This window comes from Brevundimonas terrae (assembly GCF_011761985.1).
GTDB lineage: Bacteria > Pseudomonadota > Alphaproteobacteria > Caulobacterales > Caulobacteraceae > Brevundimonas > Brevundimonas terrae.
On the sequence record NZ_JAASQT010000001.1, the window covers coordinates 905,039 to 930,809 of the forward strand.

21 protein-coding genes are annotated in these 25,771 nt (G+C 62.5%); 12 read left to right on the top strand and 9 right to left on the bottom strand.

Going from position 1 to position 25,771, the window contains the following annotated elements; genetic code table 11:
• Window position 1: 1 nt before the first annotated feature.
• Genes addB through FHS64_RS04345 form a run of 5 tightly spaced genes read right to left on the bottom strand, consistent with a single transcriptional unit; the run spans window position 2 to window position 6,209 of the window.
• A complete protein-coding gene (addB, locus tag FHS64_RS04325) occupies window positions 2–3,085 on the bottom strand; it encodes a double-strand break repair protein AddB (protein ID WP_167176071.1) in 3,084 nt (1,027 codons plus the stop codon).
• Window positions 3,086–3,105: 20 nt separating this feature from the next.
• Window positions 3,106–3,810, bottom strand: a complete 705-nt coding sequence (gene murU, locus FHS64_RS04330; RefSeq protein ID WP_167176294.1) for an N-acetylmuramate alpha-1-phosphate uridylyltransferase MurU — start codon at window positions 3,808–3,810, stop codon at window positions 3,106–3,108.
• Between the two features lie 20 nt (window positions 3,811–3,830).
• Window positions 3,831–4,931, bottom strand: a complete 1,101-nt coding sequence (gene amgK / locus FHS64_RS04335; RefSeq protein ID WP_167176073.1) for an N-acetylmuramate/N-acetylglucosamine kinase AmgK — start codon at window positions 4,929–4,931, stop codon at window positions 3,831–3,833.
• Window positions 4,915–5,373 carry a tRNA (adenosine(37)-N6)-threonylcarbamoyltransferase complex ATPase subunit type 1 TsaE gene (gene tsaE / locus FHS64_RS04340; RefSeq protein WP_167176081.1) on the bottom strand — a complete coding sequence of 153 codons (459 nt, stop codon included), beginning with the start codon at window positions 5,371–5,373 and terminating at the stop codon, window positions 4,915–4,917. Before tsaE ends, amgK begins: the two co-directional genes overlap by 17 nt.
• Window positions 5,370–6,209: a GNAT family N-acetyltransferase gene (locus FHS64_RS04345; RefSeq protein ID WP_167176083.1), complete on the bottom strand. Its 840-nt coding sequence runs from the start codon at window positions 6,207–6,209 to the stop codon at window positions 5,370–5,372. Before FHS64_RS04345 ends, tsaE begins: the two co-directional genes overlap by 4 nt.
• 102 nt (window positions 6,210–6,311) lie before the next feature.
• On the opposite strand from FHS64_RS04345, the gene FHS64_RS04350 reads away from it, so the two are divergent.
• From FHS64_RS04350 to FHS64_RS04360, 3 genes are all read left to right on the top strand, one after another.
• Window positions 6,312–8,393 carry a S9 family peptidase gene (locus tag FHS64_RS04350; protein WP_243862720.1) on the top strand — a complete coding sequence of 694 codons (2,082 nt, stop codon included), beginning with the start codon at window positions 6,312–6,314 and terminating at the stop codon, window positions 8,391–8,393.
• 71 nt (window positions 8,394–8,464) lie between these two features.
• A complete protein-coding gene (locus tag FHS64_RS04355; protein WP_167176085.1) occupies window positions 8,465–10,564 on the top strand; it encodes a S9 family peptidase in 2,100 nt (699 codons plus the stop codon).
• A gap of 37 nt (window positions 10,565–10,601) precedes the next feature.
• Window positions 10,602–11,267, top strand: a complete 666-nt coding sequence (locus FHS64_RS04360) for an alpha/beta hydrolase family protein (RefSeq protein ID WP_167176087.1) — start codon at window positions 10,602–10,604, stop codon at window positions 11,265–11,267.
• On the opposite strand, the gene dapE is transcribed toward FHS64_RS04360, so the two are convergent.
• The gene (dapE, locus tag FHS64_RS04365; RefSeq protein WP_167176089.1) at window positions 11,259–12,497 is read right to left on the bottom strand and encodes a succinyl-diaminopimelate desuccinylase; all 1,239 of its coding nucleotides are present in this window, start codon (window positions 12,495–12,497) and stop codon (window positions 11,259–11,261) included. The genes FHS64_RS04360 and dapE overlap by 9 nt on opposite strands.
• Window positions 12,498–12,584: 87 nt before the next feature.
• On the opposite strand from dapE, the gene FHS64_RS04370 reads away from it, so the two are divergent.
• On the top strand, window positions 12,585–13,865 hold the full coding sequence (locus FHS64_RS04370; RefSeq protein ID WP_167176091.1) for an MFS transporter: 1,281 nt from the start codon (window positions 12,585–12,587) through the stop codon (window positions 13,863–13,865).
• A gap of 170 nt (window positions 13,866–14,035) precedes the next feature.
• On the opposite strand, the gene FHS64_RS04375 is transcribed toward FHS64_RS04370, so the two are convergent.
• Window positions 14,036–15,070, bottom strand: coding sequence for a 2'-deoxycytidine 5'-triphosphate deaminase (locus FHS64_RS04375; RefSeq protein WP_167176093.1), 1,035 nt, complete (start codon window positions 15,068–15,070; stop codon window positions 14,036–14,038).
• A gap of 104 nt (window positions 15,071–15,174) precedes the next feature.
• Here FHS64_RS04375 and apaG point away from each other — a divergent pair, with 104 nt between their 5' ends.
• The gene (gene apaG, locus FHS64_RS04380) at window positions 15,175–15,582 is read left to right on the top strand and encodes a Co2+/Mg2+ efflux protein ApaG (RefSeq protein ID WP_167176095.1); all 408 of its coding nucleotides are present in this window, start codon (window positions 15,175–15,177) and stop codon (window positions 15,580–15,582) included.
• Between the two features lie 67 nt (window positions 15,583–15,649).
• Here apaG and FHS64_RS04385 read toward each other — a convergent pair whose 3' ends face one another.
• Window positions 15,650–16,243 (bottom strand): GcrA family cell cycle regulator, encoded by a 594-nt coding sequence (locus tag FHS64_RS04385; protein ID WP_167176097.1) that lies wholly within the window; start codon window positions 16,241–16,243, stop codon window positions 15,650–15,652.
• A gap of 232 nt (window positions 16,244–16,475) precedes the next feature.
• On the opposite strand from FHS64_RS04385, the gene FHS64_RS04390 reads away from it, so the two are divergent.
• From FHS64_RS04390 to argF, 4 genes are all read left to right on the top strand, one after another.
• Window positions 16,476–17,303, top strand: coding sequence for an ABC transporter permease (locus tag FHS64_RS04390; protein WP_167176098.1), 828 nt, complete (start codon window positions 16,476–16,478; stop codon window positions 17,301–17,303).
• Between the two features lie 92 nt (window positions 17,304–17,395).
• On the top strand, window positions 17,396–18,328 hold the full coding sequence (locus FHS64_RS04395) for a M28 family metallopeptidase (protein WP_167176100.1): 933 nt from the start codon (window positions 17,396–17,398) through the stop codon (window positions 18,326–18,328).
• 131 nt (window positions 18,329–18,459) lie between these two features.
• Window positions 18,460–19,635: an aspartate aminotransferase family protein gene (locus tag FHS64_RS04400; RefSeq protein WP_167176298.1), complete on the top strand. Its 1,176-nt coding sequence runs from the start codon at window positions 18,460–18,462 to the stop codon at window positions 19,633–19,635.
• Between the two features lie 33 nt (window positions 19,636–19,668).
• Window positions 19,669–20,583 (top strand): ornithine carbamoyltransferase, encoded by a 915-nt coding sequence (argF, locus tag FHS64_RS04405; protein WP_167176102.1) that lies wholly within the window; start codon window positions 19,669–19,671, stop codon window positions 20,581–20,583.
• 64 nt (window positions 20,584–20,647) lie between these two features.
• Here argF and FHS64_RS04410 read toward each other — a convergent pair whose 3' ends face one another.
• Window positions 20,648–20,863 (bottom strand): hypothetical protein, encoded by a 216-nt coding sequence (locus tag FHS64_RS04410; RefSeq protein ID WP_167176104.1) that lies wholly within the window; start codon window positions 20,861–20,863, stop codon window positions 20,648–20,650.
• Window positions 20,864–21,065: 202 nt separating this feature from the next.
• Here FHS64_RS04410 and FHS64_RS14350 point away from each other — a divergent pair, with 202 nt between their 5' ends.
• From FHS64_RS14350 to FHS64_RS04425, 3 genes are all read left to right on the top strand, one after another.
• Entirely contained in the window at window positions 21,066–23,792 is a 2,727-nt protein-coding gene (locus FHS64_RS14350; protein WP_167176106.1) for an SEL1-like repeat protein, read from the top strand.
• Window positions 23,793–23,906: 114 nt separating this feature from the next.
• Window positions 23,907–24,830, top strand: coding sequence for a TSUP family transporter (locus tag FHS64_RS04420; RefSeq protein ID WP_167176108.1), 924 nt, complete (start codon window positions 23,907–23,909; stop codon window positions 24,828–24,830).
• Window positions 24,830–25,639: a TIGR02186 family protein gene (locus FHS64_RS04425; protein ID WP_167176110.1), complete on the top strand. Its 810-nt coding sequence runs from the start codon at window positions 24,830–24,832 to the stop codon at window positions 25,637–25,639. The genes FHS64_RS04420 and FHS64_RS04425 overlap by 1 nt, the downstream gene beginning before the upstream one ends.
• Window positions 25,640–25,771: the final 132 nt, after the last annotated feature.

Below are 25,771 nucleotides of genomic sequence, written 5' to 3' on the forward strand. Positions count from 1 at the left end.
CTTATTCCCCCTCGTCATTATTTTCGGCCCCGCCGACGACCATCCATTCCCAGACACGGGCAAGGTGATCGTAATTGCCACCATAATTGCCCATGAACTGGGGCGCTTCCCACGACACATAGGCGCGGGCCGGATCGTCATAGAGGGCGACGGCGTCTTGCAGTCGTTCGAACTCGCCCGCGCTGATCTGGGCGGCGCTGGCGCTGTTGGACTTGCTGGGCTGGGAGACATCGGACAGCTTTCCGCCTTCGCCGCGCCCGATGACCCGCACATAGATCAACTGGGTCGGATCGACCGGATTGCCAAACCCGCCTGTCGCCAGAATGGCCCCCGTCAGCGGAAGCTGCGGCGCAAAGCCCTGAAGGACTTGCGTCTGGCTGGAAGGCGCACCGGTTTTGAAGTCGATAATGGCACCACCCTCGGCATCCAGTTCGATACGGTCGGCCTTGGCGGTGACCTTGAACGGACCGGCAGGACCGTCAAAGGTCAGTGCCCCGCTCTGTTCGACCAGTATCTCGATACCGCGTGCACGACGTTCGCGCTCGAAGGCCGTCAGCCAGCGGGCGCTGATACGGCTCAGCGGCACTTCGCGGGCCATGGCGGCATCCTCGAAACCTTCGTCACGCAGGGCCTCCTGAATGAAGAGGGCCAGTTGCTGCTCGAAATCGTCGGGCAGTTCATAGGGGTAAAGGGCGGTCGCCTTTTCGATGGCGGCGTGGATGGCGGTGCCGCGCTTCATCGCTTCGGCAGGTTCGCCCGGACGGTCCAGTTTTTTCAGGCCCAGAATACGCTGGGCATAGATGGCATAGGGATCACGCACCCAGCGCTCGACACTGGTGACGGGCAGTTCGCGCGGGCGGCGCTCGATCGGCGGGGTCGGCGCGGGGCGCTTGGCATAGGCGGGCGTATCGCGCAGAGGCGCGTCGATGGCCCGCGTCCAGTCGGCAATATGGTCGGGCGTGGCCAGCTTGACGGGGGTGGCGTCGCTGTCGGCACCGCGGGTCAGCATGTCCAGACGCCACAGCCAGCGCGAGCGCACGGCGGGCTGCCCCCTGCGGCGTTCACAGTGGACAAGGATGGCATTGGGCGCACAGGCAGCCTGCACAAAATCCTGTGCGCTCTGGCCGATGCGACGTTCGGGTGGCGGCAGGCCCAGCGCGTTTCGCATCGGGCGCGACAGGAAGGGATCAACCGGCGCGCCCTGCGGCCAGACACCTTCTTCAAGCCCGGCAAGGATCATCACATCGGCCCGCACCAGACGCGCCTCGATGGCCCCCAGAATGCGCAAGGACGGATGGGTGGCCCCGCCCGTTCTCACCACGGTATCGGCCAGCAGGCCCTGCACCATTTCCTTCAGATCGGTAGCACTGACGGCACCAAGGGCCGCGCCGCCCTGAATGAGGTTGGACAACAGGCTGGCGGCCTGTTCGCCATCGGGACCGGCCCATGCATTCTGTCCGGCCAGAGCCTCGACCAGAGCCGTCAGGGCGCGGGCGGCCTGATCCAGCCCAAGGGTATCCGAGGCGGCAAATGGCGCACGGCCAATGGCATTGAGCGCCTCCAGCCGTTCGACAAACTCGACCAGTTTTTGCGTGCGGGTGTTCTGTTGGTCTTTGTCGCTTTCGCTGGCATCGCTGCGCGGTTTGCGTTTGGCCAGATGGGCTTTCAGCCGTTCCAGATCGGGGTGTTCGGAGGTCCGCAGGCCATAGCGTTCAAGCGCGCGAACCAGCGCCTCGCTGTCTTCGCCTTCCAGCATCACCAGCGGGTGTTTCAGCAGGCCCAACAGGGTCTGCGGATGGGCGGGTTTCTCGATCCAGCGGGCGGCCAGTTCGACCAGCGTACCCGCGGGCATACGGTTGAGGGCCAGACCCGCCGAGGCATCGGCGGTAATGCCCCAACGCTGTAAACGGGCCTGTACGCGGCGACCCAGTTCCTGATCGGGCGTGACAAGGGCGCAGGTCTTGCCATGGGTGTTCAGCGTCTCGCGCATCATCAGGGCGATGGCGGCGGCGGCCTCTTCCTCGTGGCGCAGAGGCAGAATGCTTAGCCCCTCCAACCCGTCCTTGATCGGATCAAGACCGGTATCGGCGGCGCGGGCACGCAGCTCGGAAATGGCGATACGCCAGTCACCCGTGGCATCGGCAGGGCGCAGGGCTTCGTTCAACAGGCGTTGACGGGCCATGCCCTTTTGAAGGACATCGACCGCCAGTTCAGGGCGGTACCATTCACGCACCTGATGGCGTTCAACGGCGTGACGTTCCAGCAGGCGTTTCAGCGCCCGCTGGGGGTGCTGTTCGTTTTCCTGCGTGATTTGATCCCAGACCTTTTCCTCAAGATCGAGATCAAGGCCGGGCAGGACGACACAGCCCTGTGGTGCGCGCGCGACGGCCCCCAGTACATCGGCGGCGGCGGGGACTGTGCCGGTGGAACCGGCGACGATCACCGGCTGAGTCGGGGGTTCTTTGTCCCACAGTTCGGCAAGGCGGCGCAGCAGGGTGGCCTTGCGCCATGACGGGTCAACCAGCCCCATCTCCTTCAGGCGTTCGGGCCATTTCTCGACGCCGATGGCCAGAAACTCGGCGGACCTTTGCCAGTGAGCGGCCATCTCGCCTTCGACCAGACCGGCGACAAGACCCGGATCGGGCACTTCTTCCAGTTGGCAGGAATCCAGAAAACGGCCCAGCGCATCGGCAAGGTCCAGTGCCTGAACAGGGCGCAGATCGCTGTCGTAATGACGGGTCACAAGCTTGGCCAGTTCGAACCGGCGCGTCAGGGCGGGAATGGCGGGCGGCAGGTCCAGCCCCAGCGCTCCCGGCGTAAACGGCGGCTCGTCTTCCTCAAGATCACCCAGCGGGCGTACCTGCGGCAACAGGACGGGCGTATCGGCCGACAGCTTGGACAGGGCGGCGGTAAAGGCCCGCGCGGCCCGGCGGTTGGGTAACAGGATGGTGGCGTCCGACAGCTCTTCGGGCGGGCGTTCCCCCAGCCAGTTCAGAACACCGGCGGCCAGATCCTCAAGAAACGGACGGTGGGCAGCAATGGCATACCAGCGCGGGGCGGCCCCCGAAAACGGATCAAATGTCATGCCTGGCCCCTAAAATCTTATCAGTCTTGTTTGGCCAGCTTGGCCTCGGCGGCGTCACGCGCCTGCGGATCGCCGACATGCATCCAGTCGCCATCCATGACGGTGCCGAACAGACGCCCCTTTTGCGCCGAAGCCCGCCACAGGGGGCTGAGCGAAAAGGCCCCGTCCGGTCCGTTATCTGCATAGTTGGGGCGGGTAATATGCACGCCCATATAGGCAAACGGCACCTCGGCCCGATCTCCACGGAAGGCCAGTTGGCCATCGTCTGCGACCGAAAAATCGCCCGCACCTTCAAAGCCGATAGCGCCTTCGCGGCGGGCCAGCAGCAGGGCGGCGTCCATTTTCTGTTCGTTCCCCTGTTCGTTCCAAAGGGCGATCAGATCATAGAGCGCATCACCACGGTCGATCCAGACGCTGTCGATATTGGCGACAAACACCGGATCATCACCCAACAGCGGCTTGGCCTTTTTCAGGCCGCCGCCGGTTTCCAGCAGGGCTTCGCGCTCATCGGAAATGACAATGCGGATGTCTTTGCGGGCTGACAGATGCTGTTCCAGCCGCTCGGCGAACCAGTGGACATTGACCACGGCCGTCTCGACGCCGACTGCCACAAGACGATCCAGCACATGGTCGATCAGGGCGCGGCCACCGACCTCGACCAGCGCCTTGGGGCGATCATCGGTCAGCGGGCGCATACGGGTGCCAAGCCCTGCGGCCAGCACCATTGCGGTCTTGGGAGCCATAGTCATTGGCGCACCTCTACGGGGACGTATTTATCGAACCATGCGGCGACGCTCGCCAGCGCAGGCTGTTGCAGATTGCGGTTCAGATGAGCCCACATGCGCGGCAGGAACTGGGCATAGCGCGGCTTGTCATCGCGGGCGATCAGGCGGGCAAAGATGCCGATGATGCGCGCTTCATTAAGGGCGGCAAGACCCGCATAGCTGGCCATGAAGGCGGCGCGGTCCACCGAGGGACGTAGGGCAAAATAATGGTCCAGCGCCTTGGCCTCGAGTGCGGACGATACATCGCGGCGGGCGTCTTGCAATAGCGAGTGAAGGTCCCAGCTCGGGTGGGCAATCACCGCGTCCTGAAAGTCGATCATGCCGACGCGGGCACCGCCTGTACGGCCCGATAGCCAGATCAGGTTTTCCGCGTGATAGTCGCGGTGCGCCATCACCGATGCACCTTCGGCTCCTGCCTTAACGACCGGAGCCCATGCGGTGCGCCATTCGGCAATGGCGGCATCGTCAAAGGCCACGCGGTTGTCGTATTTCGGCAGCCATTCGACAAACAGGTCGGCCCCGCCCTGAAGCGCCACCGCGTCATAGACCAGCATCGGCCAGTCACCGGCAGAGCCCTTGAGGATGGAAGGCGGCAGACCGGCTTCATGCAGGGTGACCATCGCTTCGATCGCGGCCAGATAAAGCGGCTCTTCGTCCGCCCCCTGTTCGATGACGCGGGCGAACAGATCGTCGCCAAAGTCCTCGATCAGGGCCAGACCATTGGCCACGTCCAGAACCGGAATGGCAGGGGCCGACAGGCCAAGGGTGTTCAGGTGTTCGGCTACCGCGACAAAGGCTTCGATACGTCCTGCCGACAGACGGGCAATAGCGTTCCAGCCTTGGGCGTGGCGCTCCTCGGCGCTCCATGCCGGATCGCAGGGCTGGCTTTCAAAGGCGGGCGGCTGATCCATCAGCATGAAGCGGCGGCCATCACGGGCGATGATGCGCTCATAGCGGCGGGTCGAGGCGTCACCCGGCAGCGGATAGCGCTCGGCATCCGACAGGCCTGCTTGTGCCAGCAGGGCCAGTTTCAGGGTTTCGCGCTCACAGGCCAAGGTCATCACTCAACTCTTTCCACCGGCCTGCGCCAGATACGGTCGCAAGGCGGGACTGGCCCTCTTCCTTGAGGGTAATGGTCAAAATATCGGGGCCGAGAAAACGGGCAGGGTCATCCCCAAGTCGCTCGGGCCATTCGATCAGAACGCAGCCGTCATCCAAGGCCTCGTCCAGACCGATCTCCCACGCCTCTTCGGGATCGTTCAGGCGATAAAGGTCGAAATGCGCGACGGGCGGCTCGCTCTCGTAAAACTGCACGAGGGTAAAGGTCGGGCTGGGCACGTCCTCGTCCGGCGAGGTCAGGGCGCGGATCAGGCCGCGCGCCAGTGTGGACTTGCCCATGCCCAGCGGGCCGTAAAGCAGGACGGAATCGCCTGCCTGAAGCAGCGGGGCAAGGGTCTGGCCAAGGCGGGTGGTCGCCTCGGCATCGGCGAGATGCAGTATCATGGGGAAAAGGGGACGTTCGGCTGGGCGGCCAGTTGGCGCTCGATATAGGTCTTTAGCTGAAGGCTGGCTTGGTCCGCGTCAATGGACAGTTGTTCGGGCAGGACAGGTTTTCCAAATGTCAGGATAAAACCCTGCCCCTGCTTGTTCAAAAGCTCGTGGAACAGGGTCACATCGCGAAGCTCGCGCGAGAACCTGTCAAACAGGTGGAACAGGCGGCTGGACGGGCCGGTCATATAGACAGGTACAATGGGCGCATTGTGTTTGCGGGCCAGTGACACCGCCGAGCTTTCCCACGGTTCGTCGACCAGCAGCCCTTGTTCGACACGGGCCAAACGACCGGCGGGGAACATCACCACGCAGCGCTCGTCGGCAAAGGCCTGTTTGGCGGCGTTCAGGGTGTTGCGGGTCTTTTCGCGGGTGCGTTTGGCATGGACCCATTCCACCGGAATAATCGTCTCGGCCAGACGCGGCGCAACCCGCAGGGCATCGGCATTGGCAAAGAAGATGGCATCATCGCGCACCCGTTTTATGGCGTCATACATGGCCACACCGTCGGCAATACCGGTCGGGTGGTTACAGACGATCACGCAGCGTCCGCTGGCGGGCAGGTTTTTAAGGTCTTCTGTTTTGACCTGTAGCTTCAACAGGTCCGACATATAGGCCAGCGCATCCACGCCCGATAAAGGCTCTATAGCTCCGGCCATGGCCACCGCCTTGGGATAGCCCAGCATGGCATAAAGTATGGGACGCACGATCGGCCATAGCCATGACCCCGTCAGACGCGGGGCGCGTTCGGCAATCAGCACATCGACAATGTGGGGCTCGCTTTGGCTCATAGGATGGTTGTCGCTTTAGTCGCAGCCATGGGCAAGCGCCTTGGCGAAACGGACTTCATCGTCCTACACAGGTCGCAATGTTTTATCGGAGGGGGCAGGCAGATGCGTGCACAATGGATGATGGCGACCGCAGCGGTGGCCTTACTGGGTATGGCTGCGCCGGTTTGGGCGCAAACCGGGGCGGCACCACAGGTTGCGAGCGCACCGGTCGCCACCAGTCACACCGTGGCGGGCGGACTGGACCTCAAGACGCTGGCGACGATGGACCGCGTGTCCTCGCCTGTCCTGTCACCCGATGGCAAGCGTGTGGTCTATGGCGTGTCCAGCGTTGATTACGACGCCAACAAATCGGCCTCGTCTCTGTGGATCGCCAGTGTTGACGGCAGCTTCGAGCCGCGCAAACTGGTGGTGTCGGAAGGTGGAGCCTCGAACCCCGAATGGGCTGCCGATGGCCGCTCCATCTATTTCACCTCTTCGCGCGGTGGCTCCAATCAGGTGTGGCGCACCGATGCGGACGGCAATGCCGCCGCTCAGGTGACCAGCCTGCCGGTCGGCGTTTCGGGCTTCCGCCTGTCGCCGGATAACCGCTCCCTGATCCTCGGCATTTCGGTCTTTGCCGATTGCGACACGCTGGAATGTACCAAGACGCGCTCGGACACCGCCGCCAAAGACACCCAGACCGTCTATGACCAGATGCCCTTGCGTGTGTTTGACCGCTGGTATGACGGCAAGAAATCGCACCTCTATGTCCAGCCGCTGAACACGTCCGGTCTGGCCGAGGGTGCCGCTCGCAGTCTGACGCAGGGCTTGGATGCCGATTTCGGTGTCAGCGGTATCGAATTCGCCCGTGACGGTTCGCTGCTGGTCTCGACCAAGCTGCTGGGTGATCGCAATGCCTTCACCAATAATAACGACCTTTACCGCCTGTCGCTTTCCGGTGGTGCGCCGGTCAATCTGACCGAGGGGCATACCGGCCCTGACTATAATCCGGTGCTGTCGCCCGATGGTCGCCGTCTGGCATGGCTGGCAAGCCCGCGTGAAAACGTCGGTGGCGACCAGCCGGTGGTCATGGTGGGCGATGCCGATGGCAAGAATGCCCGCGCCCTGACAAGCTGGGATCGTGGGCCGTCGGACCTGACATGGCGCTCGGACGGTCGTGCGCTTTATGCCACCGCCGCCGACCAAGGCCAGAACCGCCTGTTCGAGATCGACGCCCGCACGGGAACGGTGAAGACCCTGACCGACATCGGTCAGGTCAACGAATATGACGAGCGCGCAGGCACCGTGGTCTATGCGCTGGAAAGCTTTACCTCGCCGACCCAGCTGTTCGTGCAAAAGGGTGGCGAGACGCGCCAGATCACCCGCCACAATGCCGAGGCTCTGGCTGCCATCAACCCGTCACGCCCTGACGAAATCCGCTTTGCCGGATGGAATGGCGAGCAGACCCATGGCTGGGTGTTCAAACCGGCCAACTATGTCGAGGGCCAGAAATATCCGACCGTCTATCTGATCCACGGCGGACCGAAATCGCCGTGGACCGAAAGCTGGTCCTATCGCTGGAACCCGCAGGTCTATACCGGCGCGGGCTATGCGGTGGTGATGGTGAACTTCCACGGCTCGCCCGGCTATGGGCAGGCCTTTACCGATGCGATCAACAGCAACTGGGGCACCCGCCCACTGGAAGATCTGCAAAAGGGCTGGGAAGCGGCTGTCGCCCAAAACAGCTTTATCGATTCCAGCCGTGCCTGTGCGCTGGGTGCATCCTATGGCGGCTATATGGTCAATATGATCGCCGGCAAGTGGAACGAGCCGTGGCAGTGCCTCGTGAATCATGCGGGCGTGTTCGACGTGCCGCAACTGATGAACGCCATGGATATCGGCACCTTTATCCACGAGTTCGAGGGCGCGACATGGGATCGCAAGGAAGTCTATGACGCCCAGAATCCCGAAACCTATGCCGGTAACTGGAAGAAACCGATGCTGGTCCTGCACGGTTCGCGCGATTTCCGTGTGCCGATGGAGCAGGGGCTGGCGACCTTCTCGGCGCTGCAACGTCTGGATATCGACAGCCGCTTTGTCCACGTTCCCAATGCCAACCACTGGGTGCTGGAACCTAAGGCATGGGTGAACTGGCAGCAGGAAATCCTCGACTGGACAGCCAAATACACCGGCTCTTCACGTTAATCTGAGGTTTGCGGGCGGCGCATCGGGTGTTAGGCCTTCCAGCCTGACTGTCCCAACTAGAGGGAGCGCCCATGCGCCGCCTGTCCCACCTCCTCTGCGGCCTTAGCGCCGTCGCCCTGCTGACCGCAGCGGCTCCCGCCATGGCCGAGATGGCTGCTGCTCCTACAGCCGCCACCACGACGGCAACTGCGGGTAATGCCTTTACCTATCAGGACATGATCCCGGCCAACCGTCTGGGCGACCCGCAGGTCTCCCCCGATGGCGCGTGGGTGGTCTATTCGGTCACCCGCACGGATGTAGACGCCAACCGTCGCTCGTCGTCGCTGTTAATCCAGTCGCTGAAGGGTGATGGCGAGGCCAAGCGCCTGCCGATCTCGGACGGCGGTGCCAACACCGCGCGCTGGGGTGCCGATGGCAGCCTGTACTTCCTGTCCTCGCGCGGCGGCTCGTCTCAGGTCTGGGTTTCCAAGGACAAGGGCGAGACGGCAACCGCTGTCACCAACCTGCCCACCGATGTGAACGCCTATCGCGTCAACACACAGGGCAATGCCGTGGCCGTGTCGCTGGCGGTTTATCCCGATGCCGAGAACCTTGCGGCCTCAGTGGCACGCGCGGCTTCGGAAGCCGAGCGCAAATCGACCGGCAAGGTCTATGACCGCATGTTCGTGCGCCACTGGGATACGTGGAACGACCACACCCAGAACCACCTGTTTGTGGTCGGTCTGGGTGCCAATGCGGGCGATCCGGTCTGGGTCACCAAGGGTTTTGACGGCGATACCCCGTCCAAGCCGTTCGGCGACGAGAGCGAGTTTACCTTTGCCCCCGATGGCCAAAGCCTGATCTTCTCGGCGCGTGAAGCGGGCCGCTCCGAGCCGTGGAGCACCGATTTCGACCTCTATTCGGTGGCCACCAATGCACCGGGCCAACTGGCCAACCTGACGCAGAGCAATCCGGCATGGGATACCGGCCCCGTCTTCTCGCCGGATGGCCAGACCCTGGCCTATCGCGCCATGGCGCGTCCGGGCTTTGAAGCCGACAAGTTCAACATCTTCCTGCGCGACATGCAGTCCGGCACGGTTCGCCAGATCGCGGCCAACTGGGATCGTTCGGCAGACAGCCTGCAATGGTCCAAGGACGGTAACAGCCTGTTCGTGGTGGCCGGTGATGTCGGCAATACCAAGCTGTTCCAGATCGATACCCGCAATGGCTCGGTTGTGCCGCTGACCGGCGAAGGCCATGTCGGTGCCGTGCAACAGACCGATAGCGGTTTCGTGCTGTCGATCGACAGCCTGAGCCGCCCGTCGGAGCTGTACACCAAGACCTTCCGTGGTCGCGAAATGCCGATCCAGATCACCAATGTGAACCCGCAACTGGATGCCAAACAGTTCGGCGAGTTCGAGCAGTTCAACTTCCCCGGCTGGAATAACGAAACCGTCCACGGCTATGTCATCAAGCCGGCCAACTATGTCGAAGGCCAGAAATATCCGGTCGCCTTCATCATCCACGGTGGCCCGCAGAGCTCGATGGGCAATTCGTGGTCGTTCCGCTGGAATGCCCAGACCTATGCCGGTGCGGGCTACGCGGTGGTGATGATCGATTTCCACGGCTCGACCGGTTACGGTCAGGCCTTTACGGACTCGATCAGCCAGCACTGGGGCGACCGCCCGCTGGAAGACCTGCAAAAGGGCTGGGCCTTCGCACAGCAAAAATACGACTTCCTCGATGGCAATAATGCCTGTGCGCTGGGGGCATCGTATGGCGGCTATATGATCAACTGGATCGCCGGTAACTGGTCCGACGAGTTCAAATGCCTCGTCAACCATGACGGCGTGTTCGACACCTTCGGCATGGGCTTTGCCACCGAAGAGCTGTGGTTCACCGAGTGGGAAAACGGCGGCACGCCGTGGGAAAATCCGGAAGGCTATCAGCGCTTCAATCCGGCCAACCATGTCGCGAAGTGGAAGACCCCGATGATGGTCATTCAAGGCGATCTGGACTTCCGCATTCCGACTGCCCAGCCTCTGTCGGCCTTCACCGCTCTGCAGCGTCAGGGCATCGAAAGCCGCTTCGTGATGTTCCCGGACGAGAACCACTGGGTTCTGAAACCGGCCAACTCGATGCAGTGGCACAACGAAGTGTTCGGCTGGCTGGACGGTCATCTGAACAAATAAGCCGTAAGGCCTGAGTGAATGAAGGCGCGGACCAGAGATGGCCCGCGCCTTTTTTCTTGCGTGTATTGTTGCCGTCGTCCCTAAAGGCGGGATGCAGGGTTCGGGTGTAACGCGTCGGGGATTGTGTCTGGCAACAGGGGCTGTTGTGCTGGCGGCACCCGCAATGGCGAGGGCGCAAGACCGCCATGCCTATGGCCCCCATGCCCGCCAGACCCTGCGGCTGGTCAATGGCCGGGGGGCAGGTTCGAAACCCGTTGTGGCCCTGTTGGGTGACAATGGGCAGGACACGGCTTCCCTGATGCGTAGCGCCCGCGAACTGGCACGGCGTGGCATTAGTGTGGCCATCACTGACCGCCGCGAAGGTCGCCACGGTTTTCCTGCGCATACCTCCGATGTAGCCCGCGCCATTGGTTATCTGAGCACCCATGCCGAGGCGCTGGAACTGGATGGCCAGATCGCTTTGTGGGGCATTGGCGCAGGTGCCGATGCGGCGCTTTTGACCGTGGCCGACAGGCGCTATCTGGCCGTGGTCGGGATGCAGCCGCGCGACATCAGCGGGCTTGCGCTGTTAGGCCATGGCGGCGGGCCGGATGGCACCTTTACCCATCCCCGCGCCTATGGTGGGGATGCGGTGACGTCGGTCTATCGTGGCGGGCGAGGCGACAGCGCATCGGCCATCGCCTTCCTGTCAGGTCTACTTTAGGCGGGCAAACAAGGCGCGGATGACCTCGACATAGATGTCGGCCAGATCACGCAGTTCCTGTTCGGGCACCCGCTCGTCGATCTGGTGCATGGTCTGGCCCACCAGACCCAGTTCCAGCACCGGACACATATAGCGGATAAAGCGGGCATCGGACGTGCCGCCGGTGGTCGAGGAGACAGGGCGGCGACCGCAAACCTTTTCCACCGCATCCTGCACCGCGCCAATAAAGGTCGTGTTCTCGGTCAGGAAGGCCTCGCCGGAGATCATGTGTTCGACCTCGATATTAAGGCCTGTATCGGCTTGCAGGCGACCGACTTCACTATTGATCCATGCCGCCAGTGCCTCGCCTGTGTGGCAGGGATTGAAGCGGATATTGGTGCGGCCAAACGCCTTGGCCGGAATGATGTTGGTGGCCGTGTTGCCGATATCGATGGTGGTGATTTCGAGATTTGAAGGCGGGAAGCCTGTACGCGGTGAACTGCCTTCCGCATGGGCGGCGGTGGCACTCAAAGACGGATAGCCATCGTCCAGCACACGGTCGGTCAGCGTCGCCATCAGCTTGGCAATCACCGGCGCAGGGTTGGCTGCCCGTTCGGGATAGGCGACGTGGCCCTGTTTGCCGTGAACGGTGAACCAGGAGTTGATCGAGCCGCGACGGCCGACCTTGATCATGTCGCCCAGTTGCGCCGACGAGGATGGCTCGCCGACGATACAGGCGTCGATGACCTCGCCCTCGGCCATCAGGGTTTCGACCACGCGCTTGGTGCCGTGAAGGGCCGGGCCTTCCTCGTCGCCGGTAATCAGCAGCGACAGCGATCCGGTAATCTTGTCCTTGGCCAGCAGGCGCGACAGGGCCGCGACCCATGCGGCAATCCCGCCCTTCATATCCACGGCACCACGGCCATAAAGGATGCCGTCGCGTGTCTCTCCCTCGAACGGGGCGGCGGTCCATTGCTCGGCGGCACCGGTTGGCACAACGTCGGTGTGACCGGCAAAACAGATATTGGGGGATGCAGTGCCAAGGCGCGCATAAAGATTGATGATGGGCGCATCGACACCCTCACCGGACGGCCCCTCGAACACCATACGGCGGCAGCTGAACCCCAGTTCCACGAGCGCTTTTTCCAGCACCTCCATCGCGCCCTCGTTGGCGGGGGTAACGCTTGGGCGGCGGATCAGATCGCGGGTCAGTTCGACAGGATCGATGACGGAATGTGATGCGGTGTTCATGGCTCCATGCTTTAGGCAGGGAAACACATAAAGGAGAAGGGCGTTTGTGCTGGCCTTTCCCGTTCTGACAGAGATTTTTCGTTTGATATGACTGTTTCGACGCCGTCTGCGCCAGAAATCGACCCTGTAATCGACCACGAAGAGCCCTCCAGCCCGTGGGGTAATCGCGACTTCCGGCTCTTGTGGCTGGGGCGTGTGGTGGCGGTTCTGGCGATCCAGATCCAGTCCTCGGCCCTGTTGTGGCAGGTCTACGAGATCGCCCGCCGCGACCATCCTATCCAAGAGGCCAGCCTTTATCTGGGTCTGGTTGGTCTGTGCCAGTTCCTGCCGCTTCTGGCCTTTACCCTGCCTGCCGGAGCCATGGCTGACCGGCGCGACCGCAAGCACACGGTGACACTGTCGCTTGTTGTCGAGATGGTCTGCGCCGGTAGTTTTCTGGCCATGGCCATGCACGGCAATCCGCCCTTGTGGGGATTGCTGGCGGTTGCGGCCCTGTTTGGCGCGGCAAGGGCGTTTCTGGCTCCAGCGTCACAGGCCTTTCTGCCGATGGTGGTGGGACGCAAGGCCCTGCCTGCGGCTATTGCGGCCCAGTCGATTGCCTTTCAGACCGGCGCGATTGCAGGACCGGCCCTTGGTGGCGTGATTGTCGGGGTGACGGTGCCACTGGCCTATGCATCATCGCTGGGGCTGTTCCTGCTGGCTATTGCCTGTTTCATCCTGATCAAGACCAACGGCAAGCCGGAGGTCGGACCCAAGGTTTCGCCGGTTGAACTGGTGCGTGAAGGTCTGTCCTATGTCTGGAAGACCAAGATCGTGTTGGGGGCGATTTCGCTGGACCTGATCGTGGTGCTGTTTGCAGGTGTGGCGCTGCTGACGCCGATCTTTGCGAGGGACATCCTGCATGTTGGCCCCCAAGGGTTCGGCCTGCTGCGGGCGGCGTTTGGCGTGGGCGCTCTGCTGATGGCTTTCTGGCTCAGCCGCTATCCGATCCAGCGTCATGGGGGTCGATGGATGTTTGCGGCGGTGGCCGTGTTCGGCATCTGCACTATCGCTTTTGGCCTGTCGAAAATCGTCTGGCTGTCGGCCTTGGTACTGTTCATCGGTGGGGCGGCGGACATGGTCAGCGTCAATGTGCGCCAGACCCTGATCCAACTGGCCACGCCCGACCATATGCGCGGACGGGTCTCGTCGGTGTCGATGCTGTTTATCGGCGCATCCAACGAACTGGGAGAGGCCTATTCGGGTGTGGCCGTGCGCTTGCTCGGCCCGATTGGCGCGGCTGTCTTTGGTGGGGCCGGGGCGCTGGCCGCCACCGGCATCTGGGCCAAGGTTTTCCCGTCCCTACGCAAAGCCGATCGGCTTTCCTGATAAGAAAAAGGCCCGCCATTTGGCGGGCCTTTATTTTGTCCTACCGCTCGCCTCGCGGAGGCTCGCTGCTTGAGGACGCTTTTGGCCCTAGCGCCCGTCTCGTACCTTTGTTCAAAGGCGAGGCGCTAGGGCCAAAGCCGCTCGCGGTACAGCGTGGCGGCGCTTGCCGCCTATTTCCACTCTTTGAAGTGTTTGGACAGTTTCAGGCCTTGCTTCTGATAGTGGCTGCCACCCTCGCCATAGAGGCGGGTGGGGCGCATCGTCAGGGGTTCATAGACAAGGCGGGCGACGGTCTGGCCATGTTCCAGCAGGAACGGCGTGTCGTGGGTGCGAACCTCCAGCACGCCCTTGGAGCCAGCGCCATGGGCTTCGTCGGTGCCGAAACCGGGGTCGAAGAAACCGGCATAGTGGACGCGGAACTCGCCGACCGACGGATCGATCGGGGTCATTTCGGCAGCTTGGTCGACGGGGATTTCCACGTCGTCGGAGGAGGCCAGAATATAGAACTCGCCCGGATCGAGCAGCAGGTCGCCGTCGCGCAGGGTCACCGGTTCCCAGAAGTCGCGCGGGTCATGGCCGTCGATATTGTCGAGATTGATAACGCCCGCATGGCGACGGCCACGGAAGCCGACAATACCGTTATCGCCGTGTTGCAGGTCCACACCGACGCTGCGGGTTTCCAGACGCGGCGGATCGCCGGCCTTCAGGCGTAACTGGTTCAGGCGGGTGCCCGGGCGCACGAGGATGGAGAAGGTCTGGGGCGCGATTTCCAGATAGAGCGGGCCTTCATAGCCTTCATCGACATCGTCGAAGCTTTGGCCCTTATCGGTCAGCAAACGGACGAACACATCGACGCGGCCGGTCGAGGATTTCGGGTTGGCGCGGGCATTCAGGCCCTTGGGCAGGGACAGGTGTTCTTGCAGGCGCGCAATATAGACGCAGCCTTTTTCCAGCACATAGCCGCCCGACAGGTCGATGGCGTGCATGGCCACGTCCTGAATGCGGTCCTCGACCTTGCGCTTGCCCGGCAGGAAGGAGGCCCGCACGCGCCACGCCACGTCCGACAGACGCAAGTCGAGGCTGGCCGGTTGCACCTGATCGGAATCAAAAGCGGTCTGGCTGGTGATGGCACCCGTCGCGATCAGGGTTTCGATACCCTGAAACGGGATGATGCCGGCTTGGGCGGGGATCTGGAAACTGGTCATGCCGTCCTGTTCTCACACGGATTCTCGGCTCTGTCGCGCGTTCAAAGCATGGAGGTCATGCATTGTTCGCTTGAACCGGAGCCTCGGCGGGACGCATATAGCGCATGCCCAGTGCTTTTGCCTATAGCGCCGAAACCGAAGGAATGGTCGTTCGCGTCCAGCCCTCCTATCTGGCCGCTCAGTCCGACCCCGATGCGAACCATTGGGTCTGGGCCTACCAGATCGAGATCGTCAATCTGACGACCGCGCCGCTACAGGTCGTGGCGCGTCGCTGGACCATTACCGATGCGTTTGGGCGCGTCGAGGAAGTGCGCGGATCGGGCGTGGTGGGTGAACAGCCGGTGATCCAGCCGGGTGACAGTTTTGCCTATGCTTCGGGCTGTCCCCTTTCGACGCCGTCAGGCTCTATGGTCGGGGCCTATTTTGTGCAGGATCAGGCGGGCCATATTTTCGAAATCGCCATTCCCCATTTCAGTCTGGACGTGCCCGATACCCGCCGCACATTGAACTGAGGCCACAAGAAAAAGGGCGCTGCGGAAAACCACAGCGCCCTTTCTTCTCGAGATTTCCGTTTCCGGATTACATGTAGCGACGCAGGCTGCGGGCCAGTTCGGTCGCGCCATCCTTGGCACCCTTACGGACCTGCGGCTGGTAAGCGACGCGCGCGTGCTCGATGCAGTAAACGCCTTCCGAGGCACGACGGCCGCAGAAAGAGAATTCGCGCGAGGACGGATCACCGATCGGCCATTTGCACATGTGTGCGCCCAGCGTCAGCACAGTGGCCGTGCCCGGCAGTTCCGGCATCGGAGCCGGTGCCGAAGGTTGAGCCAGTTGCGTCGGCACAGCGGCCGGACGCGGAGCGACGGCTTCGATGCGGCGCGGAGCCGACGGAGCCTGTGTCGGTTGCGGTGCGGGTGCAGCGGGCGCTGCATTGGTTGCCGGTGCGGCTGCGGTTGCAGCAGCCTTGGCGCTCGGACGTGCCGTGCGGAACGTCGTGCGTGCCGGTTGCGAAGGTGCCGCGCGGCCCGAAAGGCCAAGACGGTGTACCTTGCCGATTACGGCGTTGCGGGTCACGCCGCCACCCAGTGCCTTGGCGATCTGGGAGGCCGATTGACCTTCAAGCCACAGCTTCTTCAGAGCGCCTACGCGATCTTCTGTCCAGCCTGCGTTCATGCCACCCTCCAAGGGAAGTCGGATTCAATATCTTGTGTCGGAGGGCCGTAATTAGCGCTCCTCATTGGCGCCAATCGTAATTCACTGGTCAAAACACGCAATATGTGGAGATTCGGCTGTCCACAGAAACTATATCTAGTATGGTTAATGTCCCGTTTTGAATCAGTTTTATCTGCTTCGTAAAATGCTGGATGCCTTGCGAAATCGCCGATCAACGCACAATTGACGCATTATGACCCTGCAAACACCTTCAGAACCGTCCCCATCCGCCTTGCCGCAGCCGCGTCGCTATAACGGCATCAACTGGGTGGGGCTTCGCACCCTGTACCTGCGCGAGGTGCGACGCTTCTGGAAGGTAGGGGCGCAGACGGTGGCGGCCCCTGTGGTCACCACCCTGTTGTACATGATGGTGTTTGTGGTGGCGCTTCAGGGCGCGCGCCCGCCGCTGCATGGCACCCCGTTTGCCGAGTTTGTGGCACCGGGCCTGATTATGATGGCGATCTTGCAGAACGCCTTTGCCAATGCCTCGTCCAGCCTGATCCAGGCCAAGATCATGGGTACGGCGACCGACTTCCTGACCCCGCCGCTCAGCCCGCTGGAACTGACCATCGGCTTTAGCCTCGGGGCCGCGACGCGCGGTGTGGTCGTCGGTCTGGTGACGGCGCTGTGTGTGCTGCCGTTTGCCAAGCTGGGCATTTCGAACATTCTGCTGATCGTCTGGTTCGGCCTGATCGCGTCGCTGCTGATGGGTATGGTCGGCGTGCTGGCGGGTCTGTGGTCGGAAAAGTTCGATCACCTGTCGGCGGTGCAGAACTTTGTCGTCATGCCGATGACCTTCCTGTCGGGCACCTTCTATCTGGTCGAAAGCCTGCCCGCGCCGTTTGACACCATCAGTCGTTTCAATCCGTTCTTCTATCTGATCGACGGTTTCCGCGCCGGTTTCGTCGGGCAGGCCGAAAGCAATCTGGTGATTGGTCTGGTGATGAGCGCGGTGCTGACGCTGGTTCTGGGTGTCGTCTGCTGGCTGGTGTTCAAATCGGGCTGGCGTCTGAAGAGCTAAGGTCGAATTAAGCTTTCGTAAGAGGGGCCGCGTCGCACTGGTGACGCGGCCCCTCTTCGTTTAGGCATGAGGAAAATTGGAGGGGGTTTTCCATGTCTATGAAGTCGCTTTTTGCCTTGGCACCATTGGCTCTTGCTTTGATGGCGCAGCCATCGGCCGCCGAGGATGCCGCCAGCCCTGAGGCCAGCCGCATCCATGCCACCGCCGAACGTCTGGTGCAGGATAATAATCCGGCGCGCCTCGAGGTGCTCAAGGCGCATCTGGATACGCTGGGCCTGCCATATCAGCTGCAAGCGTTCGAGGGTGGCAACCGCCAGACGGGCGCGATGGCGGGCACCAATCTGGTCATCACGCTGGGTTCGGGCGAGCGCGATATTATCCTGATGGCCCACTATGACGCGGCTGTTTTGCGCGACGGGGCCTTCTCGCACGGCGTGGTCGATAATGCGGGCGGCACGCTGGCCGTTATCGAGGCGGCCAAGAAGCTTCAGGGGCATGGCCATCACCTCAAACACCGCATCGTGGTGGTGCTGACCGATCAGGAAGAACTGGGTCTGATCGGGGCGCGCAACTGGCTGGAACAGGCCGACAAGGCCCGTATTGCCGGCGTGGTCAATGTGGACGTGGCCGCCTATGGCCGCACGGTCATGTTCGGTCTGAATAATGGCGAGGCGTCACGCGGGATGGTGCGTACCTTGCGGACCTATTGCGCCGATACGGCCACCGATTGCGAGGCCTTCCCTGTCTATCCGCCCAGTGAGGACCGCGTGTTCTCGGCGGCCGGTATTCCGGTGCTGTCGCTGGGCATCCAGAACGCCATCGGTGCCCGCCAGATGTGGCTGGCCTTTAATGGCGGTCAGGATAACGGCCTGCGCGAAGGCTTCGTGCCGGACGTGTTCCAGAACATCCACACCCACGAGGACAAGATGGACAAACTGGTGTCCGGCGATGTGGCGCAGTTCGCCGATTTCCTGACCGGACTGGTCCAGACCATCGACGTGGAAAGCACAGGCAAAAACCCGTAACTCTGCGGGCCTCGCGGTGTTGACTAAAGGGCAATGTGGCCCGACAAGTCTGTGATCATTTTGTTCAGCGGTCCCGTTGCCAGCCAACGGGACCGTCTCTCTTTTTGGAGACTGCCGTGTCCGGTCATCTGATGGGTGTTTACAATCGTGCGCCGCTGGAAGTGGAGCGTGGTCAGGGCGTCCGACTGTGGTCCACTGACGGGACCGAATATCTGGACTGCGTGTCCGGTATCTCGACCAATGCGCTGGGCCACGCCCATCCGAAACTGGTCGAGGCCCTGAAGGCGCAAGCGGACAAGCTGTGGCACGTCTCCAACATCTACCGCATCCCCGGTCAGGACGAACTGGCCGACATGCTGTGCGACAAATCGTTCGCCGATGTGGTCTTCTTTGCCAATTCCGGTACCGAGGCGGTGGAATGCGCGATCAAGACCGCGCGCAAATACCACCACGCCAAGGGTAATGTTGAACGCATCGACATCTATGGCTTTGATGGCTCGTTCCACGGCCGCACCTATGGCGGCATCAATGCGGCGGCCAACCCGAACTATACCGAAGGCTTCGGCCCGCCCATGCAGGGCTTCTACCAGCTGAAGTGGGGCGACAAGGATGCCCTGACGGCGGCGTTTGAAAGCCCGACCACGGCGGCCATCATCCTCGAGCCGGTTCAGGGCGAGGGCGGCTGCCGCGCCACGCCGGACGAAGACCTGCGCTGGATGCGCGACATGGCCGACAAGCACGGCGTGCTGATCATCTTTGACGAAGTGCAATGCGGCATGGGCCGCACAGGCAAGCTGTGGGCGCACGAATGGGCCGGTATGACGCCGGACATCATGGCCATCGCCAAGGCTTTGGGCGGCGGCTTCCCGATCGGGGCCTGTCTGGCCACAGCCGAAGCGGCTTCGGGCATGACCGCAGGCGCGCACGGTTCGACCTTTGGTGGCAACCCGCTGGCCATGGCTGTCGGTAAGGCGGCTTTCAGCGAAGTGTCGTCGGATGCGATCCTGAATAACGTCAACGAGGTTTCGGCCTATCTGAGACAGCAGCTGAGCGGCCTGCAAGAACGCTTCCCCGACGTGGTCGTCGAGGTGCGCGGCAAGGGTCTGTTGCTGGGTCTGAAACTGGTGCCGAACAACCGCGACTTCATGGGCTGGGCCCGTGACGAGGCCAAGCTTCTGATCGCCGGCGGCGGCGACAATCTGGTGCGTATTCTGGCCCCGCTGAACATCACCCTCGAAGAGGCCCGCGAGGCCGTCGAGAAACTGGAAAAGACCTGCGCGTTCGCTCGCACCAAGATGGCCGGTTAATCCGGCCTTCTACCTGTACTTACGGAGACCAATATGGTCCGTCACTTCCTCGATATCTCTCGTCTTGAAGCCGCCGATCTGCGCGCCATTCTGGATGATGCCCACGCCCGCAAACAGGCCCGCAAGGGCTGGCCGCAAGGCCGTGCGGATGCCGATGCTCCGGCCAAGGATCGCGTTCTGGCGATGATCTTTGAAAAGAACTCGACCCGCACGCGCTTCAGTTTTGATGCTGCTATCCGCCAATTGGGCGGTCAGGGTATTATCGCCAATGCGGCGGACATGCAGTTGGGCCGCGGTGAGCCGATCGAGGACACGGCCCGTGTACTGTCGCGCATGGTCGATGCGGTGATGATCCGCGCCAATGATCACGAGGATGTCGAGCGTTTCGCCCGCGTCTCGTCGGTGCCGGTGGTCAATGCCCTGACCGACCGTTCGCACCCGTGCCAGATTCTGGCCGACCTGCTGACCATCGAAGAGCATCTCGGCCCGATCGCGGGCAAGACAGTGGCGTGGATCGGTGACGGCAATAATGTCTGCCACAGCTTCATGCATGCGGCGGCCAAGTTCGGCTTCAAACTGCGTGTGGCGTGCCCTGCGGAATATCACCCCGACCTGCGCGATCTCGAAAAGGGCGGTACGTGGGTCTACCTGACCTCCGACCCGCAGGACGCGGTCACAGGTGCCGATGTGGTGGTCACCGATACATGGGTGTCGATGGGCGATCAGGACTATGAGGCCCGCCTTGCGGCCTTCGAGCCCTATACGGTCGATCAGGCCCTGATGGATCAGGCCAATGACGGTGCGGTCTTCCTGCACTGCCTGCCTGCCCACCGTGGCGAGGAAGTGACCGACGACGTCATCGACGGCCCGCAATCGCTGGTCATCGACGAAGCCGAAAACCGCATCCATGCCCAAAAGGCAGTCTTAGCCTGGTGCTTTGCGGGTTAAGCCAGGACGCAGCCAGACCAAAATCAGGGGCCGAAGGGGAAACTCTTCGGCCCTTTTTCATGTCTCAATAGACGATGGTTTTCGGGTTGCCGGTGATGTGACTGACCACATGGATCAGCAGCAACATGGTCAGGGCCGCAAACAGCAGCATCAGGAACCGCCACGGCATCATACGCGGCTTGGCCCGCATGATGTCGGTGGGTTTTGCACCGCGCCAACCGCAGAGAATGGTCAGGCCCACAGACAGGGCGGTGAGGATCAGGGTGAGGGTCAGGCTCATGCTTTGCAGGTGGGGGAACAAAAAACTTTCGGCAAGCCCGAAGTTGTGGGGATGGCAAATCAGCAACCTTCTGTTAACCAAGGTCACGGCGGTCCAGCTTGGGTTGTGTCAGCTGAACCGCCTAGATGTTGTGGCTGCGTGAGTATCCGTCCACATAATGTGGGATTAATGCGGTGCCCGACGTGGCACGGGAGACGAATCAGTGAGCGCAACGGCGCCTTGGAGCGTTAAGGGAATCGATCCGAAGGCTCGCGAGATCGCAAAAGATCTGGCGCGCCGCTCGGGTATGACCCTTGGGGAATGGCTCAACTCCATGATTATGGACGAGCCCGAGGACGAGGGTTCGGCCCTGCCTCGCCGCGCCCTTGCGCCTGACAGCACCGATCGTCCGAGCCGCGAAGACTCTGTGCGGGGCGAGGCCCTGATCTCTGCCATGGGCGAGCGTCTTGAAGCGGCGGAGCGCCGCTCGACCTCGGCCATTCAGGGTATTGATCTGGCCGTGTCCAGCCTGATGCGCCGCATGGATGCCGAGCGCGAACTGGACAGCCAGCGCGAGCGCCGCTTGGAGGGCATGGCGCGCGAGCTTCGCGAGGGTCACGAACGTCTCAAGTCGCTGGAAGGCGGCGATCAGGGGCTGGATATTCGCAGCCGTCTGGATCAGGCGCAGAACGACACCCGCTCGGCCCTCGAGGGGTTGCAGGCTTCGTTTGCGGCTCTGGAACAGCGCCTCGGTGGACTTGAAGCCCGTCCGGCTCTGGGCGATGGTGCCCTGACGCAACTGGCCGACGGCCTGCGTCAACAGATCGACGCCAACCGTCAGGATATGCTGGCCCGCTTGGGCGCATCCGGTGGCGTCGAGCAGGCGCTGGAGCGGTTGCAGGCCCAGACCAAGGCGTCCGAAATGCGCTCCGCCCACGCCGTCGAGGCGATGGGGCAGGAGGTCATGCGGATTGCGCGTAATATGAATACGCGCATGCAGGGCCTCGAAGACAACGGTCTGGCCAATGCCCAAGAGCTTGTCGACCAGCACCTTGATCAGCGTCTGTCCGAACTGGGTCGCGTTCTCGATGAAAAACTCGACCGCGAAATCGCCCGCCATTCGCAATCGGTCGACAGCCGCCTGACCCGTCAGGAAGACCAGCACGCACTGGCGCTGGAACGACTGGGCGGCGAGATCACCCGTATTTCGGATCGCCTGTCGGAACGTATTTCCCAGACCGAGCGCCGTTCGACACAGGCTATCGAGGACATCAGCCGTCGTCTGGCTGAAAATACCGACAAGCTGGAGCGTCGTTCCGAGGACGTATCGGGCGAACTGGCCGAGCGCATGCGCCAGAGCGAAGAGCGCACCTTGCGTCTCGTCGAAGAGGCCAAGGCCGTCCGCGCCCGTCGGGAATCGGCGGCGCTGCACGCGGCCCCGCGCCTGTCGGCGGCGGCCGAGGCGGTTCAGTTTGACGATGTGCCGGAGTTCATCCCCGAAACCTCGGCGGTATCGCTGTTTGGATCGGCTCCCGACGCATGGGATTCGCAACCGGCCACCGGCGCGGACTGGCGCACGAACACGGCATCGCAAAATGCCCATCCGGCGGCGGCAACCCAAATCGATGCGCCATTAGCCGAGGCTCAGGCCAGTGCGGGTTGGGCCGATACGGTGGCCGCAGAAATGGCCGTCGAGCCTTTCCCGACACAGGACGAACTGCGTCCGTTCGGTAGTCTTGATGGCGATCTCGCCGACGACTTCCTGATGAACGAGGCGGAGCAGGCACGCGACATCGAGGAAGATGAAAACTTCCCCTCGATCTTTGCCTCGTCCGAGCATGATGCACTGGCGGCCCGTACCGAGGCTTTGGCCGGTTCCGATCTCGACTTCGAGATCGTGCTGGATGAGGGCGTTGAGGCCGATCCTGCACCGGACGCACCGGATGCGGACGAACCGACCGGGGCCAACCCGTTCTTTGCCACATCGGAAGAAGCCGATGTAGCGCAGGATGATGACCTGTCCCTGACGCCCTTCATGTCCACGCGAGACGTGATCGACAATGCCCGTGCAGCGATTTCGGACGACGATTCCGAGACCCCGCGCAAAGGCTTTGGTCTCGGCAAGCTGCGTAAAAAAGGCGGCACCTCCGCGCTCCAGCAAAAGCTGGATCGCAAGGCATCACGCGATGGCTCCACCTTCGGGCAGGCGCTCAAGGTGTCGGCTCTGGCCATGCTGGTGGTCGGTGGCGGTGGCTATGGCACGCTGAAACTGGTCAAGGACCAGAATCTGGACCTGAATTTCGGTCAAGGCCCGAGCCCTGCACAGCCAACGACGCCGGTCGCCGCGCCGATGGCCGCACTGGCTCTGGATGCGACGCCTGTGGACGCTGTGCCGTCGCAGGACGTGGCGCAAACCGAAGGGGCGGCGATCTTTAACCGCGCCATCGCCATGATCGACAATGGCGATGCCTCGGGGCTGGAGCCGCTGAAACGCTCGGCGGAGCTGGGCTATGTACCGGCGCAAATGCGTCTGGCGGCCCTCTATACGGACGGTGGTGTCGGTATAGAGGCTGACCCGTTCGAGGCCCGCCAGTGGGTGCGTCGCGCCGCCGAGGCCGGTGAGCCACGCGCCATGCAGCACTATGCCACCCAGCTTTATGACGGTGTTGGCGGTGAACGTGACGAGGCCAAGGCGGTCGAGTGGATGCGCAAATCCGCCGAAGCCGGCAGCGTGGACAGCCAGTACAATGTCGCCCACCTGTACGAAAAGGGCGTGAAGGGCGTCGCGGCCAACAAGGTCGAGGCCTTCACCTGGTACATGATTGCGGCCCGACGCGGCGACCAGCAGGCGCTGGAGGCGGTTCAACGCCTGACGCCGACGCTGGAAGCGGCACAACGCACCAAGGCCCGCGAGGCGGCGAATAATTTCAGCGTCCAGCCGCTGGCTTGATTACACCTTGTTAGGGCTAGGGGTGGTCTGATCGGTCACCCTTGGCTAAAGCCTGTCAGGTGATCGCCTGCGGGCGAAGCCAAGCTGTACCTTGTCCAACCGAAGGCGCGTTCCGTGGATATCTATCTGCCTATCGCCGAAGTCTCGGTGAACTGGCCGCTCCTGATGCTGTTGGGGGCGACGGTGGGCTTTGTCTCGGGCCTTTTCGGTATCGGCGGCGGCTTCCTGATGGCCCCCATTCTGGTGTTCATGGGTATTCCGCCCACGGTGGCTGTGGCCAGTCAGGCCAGCCATGTTGTGGCCTCCTCGACATCGGGCGTGATCCGCTATTCGGTGATGAAGGGCGTCGATTACAAGATCGGCGGCATCATGGCGGCAGGCGGGGTCTTCGGGGCGCTCGTCGGGGTCGAGCTGTTCCGCTATCTGCGCCTGTTGGGACAGGCCGATCTGGTGGTGGCCGTCTCGTATCTTATTTTCCTTGGCTCTATCGGCTCGATGATGGTGTTCGAGAGCCTGACCAAGATTTTGCAAAGGGTGCGTGGCGAAACCCCGCCACGCAAAGAGCGCCGCCGTCCCATGTGGCTGTATGGCCTGCCCTTCCGTATGCGCTTCCCGCGTTCGGGTCTTTATATCAGTGCCATTCCGCCCATCGGGCTGGGGATTTTTGCCGGTATCCTGTCGGCCATTATGGGCGTCGGCGGCGGCTTTATTCTCGTTCCGGCCATGCTCTATGTGCTGCGCATGAAGGCCAATGTCGTGGTGGGCACCAGCCTGTTCCAGATCATCGTCACCACGGCGGTCACCACCATCCTTCAGGCAGGCCGTAACCAGACGGTCGATATTGTTCTGTCGATGATCCTGCTGCTGGGCGGCGTGATCGGGGCCCAGTATGGCGCGCGTCTGTCGGGCCGTTTCCGTGCCGAAGAAATGCGTGCGGCCTTGGGCTTTATCGTGCTGCTGGTGGGTATCCAGATGGGGCTGGAACTGTTTGTGCGCCCCAGTGAACTGTTCCTGATGGCACCGGGTGTGGGCAACTGATGTTTCAGGACCTTCCACCCCCGCCACCTGCCTATGAGGCACCGGCCCCCGAGCAGACGGTTGCGACGGCCAGCGAAGTGCGCGTGGCCGCTGCCCTGACCGATGCCCAGATCAAGGTGGATACAGGCTTCAGCGGGGCCTCCATCGTGCTGTATGGCGCGGTGTTCAATCCGACCGATGTGCCTGCCGATGTGGTGCTGGTGGTGCGCGGACCCGATGCGACTGTGCGTCTGGTCAAGAAGACCCGCCACAACGGGGTCTGGCTGAACAGCCGCCCTGTGGTGTTCGAGGGTGCGCCCGGTTTTTATATGACGGCCTCGACGCGTCCCCTGCCGGACGTGGCCGATTTTGGCCAGATGCGCCGTCTGGGGGTCGGGGTCGATCACCTGCGGATCAATGCGCCAGAAGAGGCGACCACGGTGACCCGTTATGGCGTGCGCGATGTGGTCATCAGCCGTCTGGGCGAAGACTATCTGGACTGGCGCCGCGCAGTGATCCGCCTCAAGGAAACGGCGGGCCTGTACAAGAACAATCCTGACGGGGTCAGCTTTGTCGATCGCGGCCTATTCCGCGCCGAGGTGGACCTGCCCGCCACAGCCCCGACGGGGACCTATTTTGCCGAGGTCTGGCTGTTTCAGGAGGGCGCGCCGGTTTCGGTCTCCAACCTGACCCTGACCGTCGAGAAGGTGGGGCTGGAGCGTAGCATCTATCAGTTCGCGCACCGCAATCCGTGGATGTACGGGATTTTGTGCGTCTTTCTGGCCGCCGGTATCGGCTATGCCGCTTCGCGGATATTCCGCGATCGCTGAGCGATCGCTCTTTTTCTTTTGTTCGCGACGGGGTCGCTCACGGTTTGCGCTATCGCTCGCGCCGCGGGCGCTTGCTGCTTGAGCGCATTAGCGCGACCTTACTCAGGTTGAGTGTGTGGTTCAGTATTCGCC

What these genes read in the sequence shown, in the direction of transcription:
- argF (WP_167176102.1), top strand. Translation starts at nt 19,669, where the DNA reads ATGGTCCGTCACTTCCTCGATATCTCTCGTCTTGAAGCCGCCGATCTG.
- FHS64_RS04370 (WP_167176091.1), top strand. Translation starts at nt 12,585, where the DNA reads ATGACTGTTTCGACGCCGTCTGCGCCAGAAATCGACCCTGTAATCGAC.
- FHS64_RS04360 (WP_167176087.1), top strand. Translation starts at nt 10,602, where the DNA reads ATGGCCCGCGCCTTTTTTCTTGCGTGTATTGTTGCCGTCGTCCCTAAA.
- tsaE (WP_167176081.1), bottom strand. Translation starts at nt 5,373, where the DNA reads ATGATACTGCATCTCGCCGATGCCGAGGCGACCACCCGCCTTGGCCAG.
- FHS64_RS04400 (WP_167176298.1), top strand. Translation starts at nt 18,460, where the DNA reads ATGGGTGTTTACAATCGTGCGCCGCTGGAAGTGGAGCGTGGTCAGGGC.
- addB (WP_167176071.1), bottom strand. Translation starts at nt 3,085, where the DNA reads ATGACATTTGATCCGTTTTCGGGGGCCGCCCCGCGCTGGTATGCCATT.
- FHS64_RS04345 (WP_167176083.1), bottom strand. Translation starts at nt 6,209, where the DNA reads ATGAGCCAAAGCGAGCCCCACATTGTCGATGTGCTGATTGCCGAACGC.
- FHS64_RS04355 (WP_167176085.1), top strand. Translation starts at nt 8,465, where the DNA reads ATGCGCCGCCTGTCCCACCTCCTCTGCGGCCTTAGCGCCGTCGCCCTG.
- FHS64_RS04375 (WP_167176093.1), bottom strand. Translation starts at nt 15,070, where the DNA reads ATGACCAGTTTCCAGATCCCCGCCCAAGCCGGCATCATCCCGTTTCAG.
- FHS64_RS04425 (WP_167176110.1), top strand. Translation starts at nt 24,830, where the DNA reads ATGTTTCAGGACCTTCCACCCCCGCCACCTGCCTATGAGGCACCGGCC.
- FHS64_RS04395 (WP_167176100.1), top strand. Translation starts at nt 17,396, where the DNA reads ATGTCTATGAAGTCGCTTTTTGCCTTGGCACCATTGGCTCTTGCTTTG.
- FHS64_RS04350 (WP_243862720.1), top strand. Translation starts at nt 6,312, where the DNA reads ATGCGTGCACAATGGATGATGGCGACCGCAGCGGTGGCCTTACTGGGT.
- dapE (WP_167176089.1), bottom strand. Translation starts at nt 12,497, where the DNA reads ATGAACACCGCATCACATTCCGTCATCGATCCTGTCGAACTGACCCGC.
- FHS64_RS04390 (WP_167176098.1), top strand. Translation starts at nt 16,476, where the DNA reads ATGACCCTGCAAACACCTTCAGAACCGTCCCCATCCGCCTTGCCGCAG.
- amgK (WP_167176073.1), bottom strand. Translation starts at nt 4,931, where the DNA reads ATGACCTTGGCCTGTGAGCGCGAAACCCTGAAACTGGCCCTGCTGGCA.
- FHS64_RS04385 (WP_167176097.1), bottom strand. Translation starts at nt 16,243, where the DNA reads ATGAACGCAGGCTGGACAGAAGATCGCGTAGGCGCTCTGAAGAAGCTG.
- FHS64_RS04410 (WP_167176104.1), bottom strand. Translation starts at nt 20,863, where the DNA reads ATGAGCCTGACCCTCACCCTGATCCTCACCGCCCTGTCTGTGGGCCTG.
- murU (WP_167176294.1), bottom strand. Translation starts at nt 3,810, where the DNA reads ATGGTGCTGGCCGCAGGGCTTGGCACCCGTATGCGCCCGCTGACCGAT.
- apaG (WP_167176095.1), top strand. Translation starts at nt 15,175, where the DNA reads ATGCCCAGTGCTTTTGCCTATAGCGCCGAAACCGAAGGAATGGTCGTT.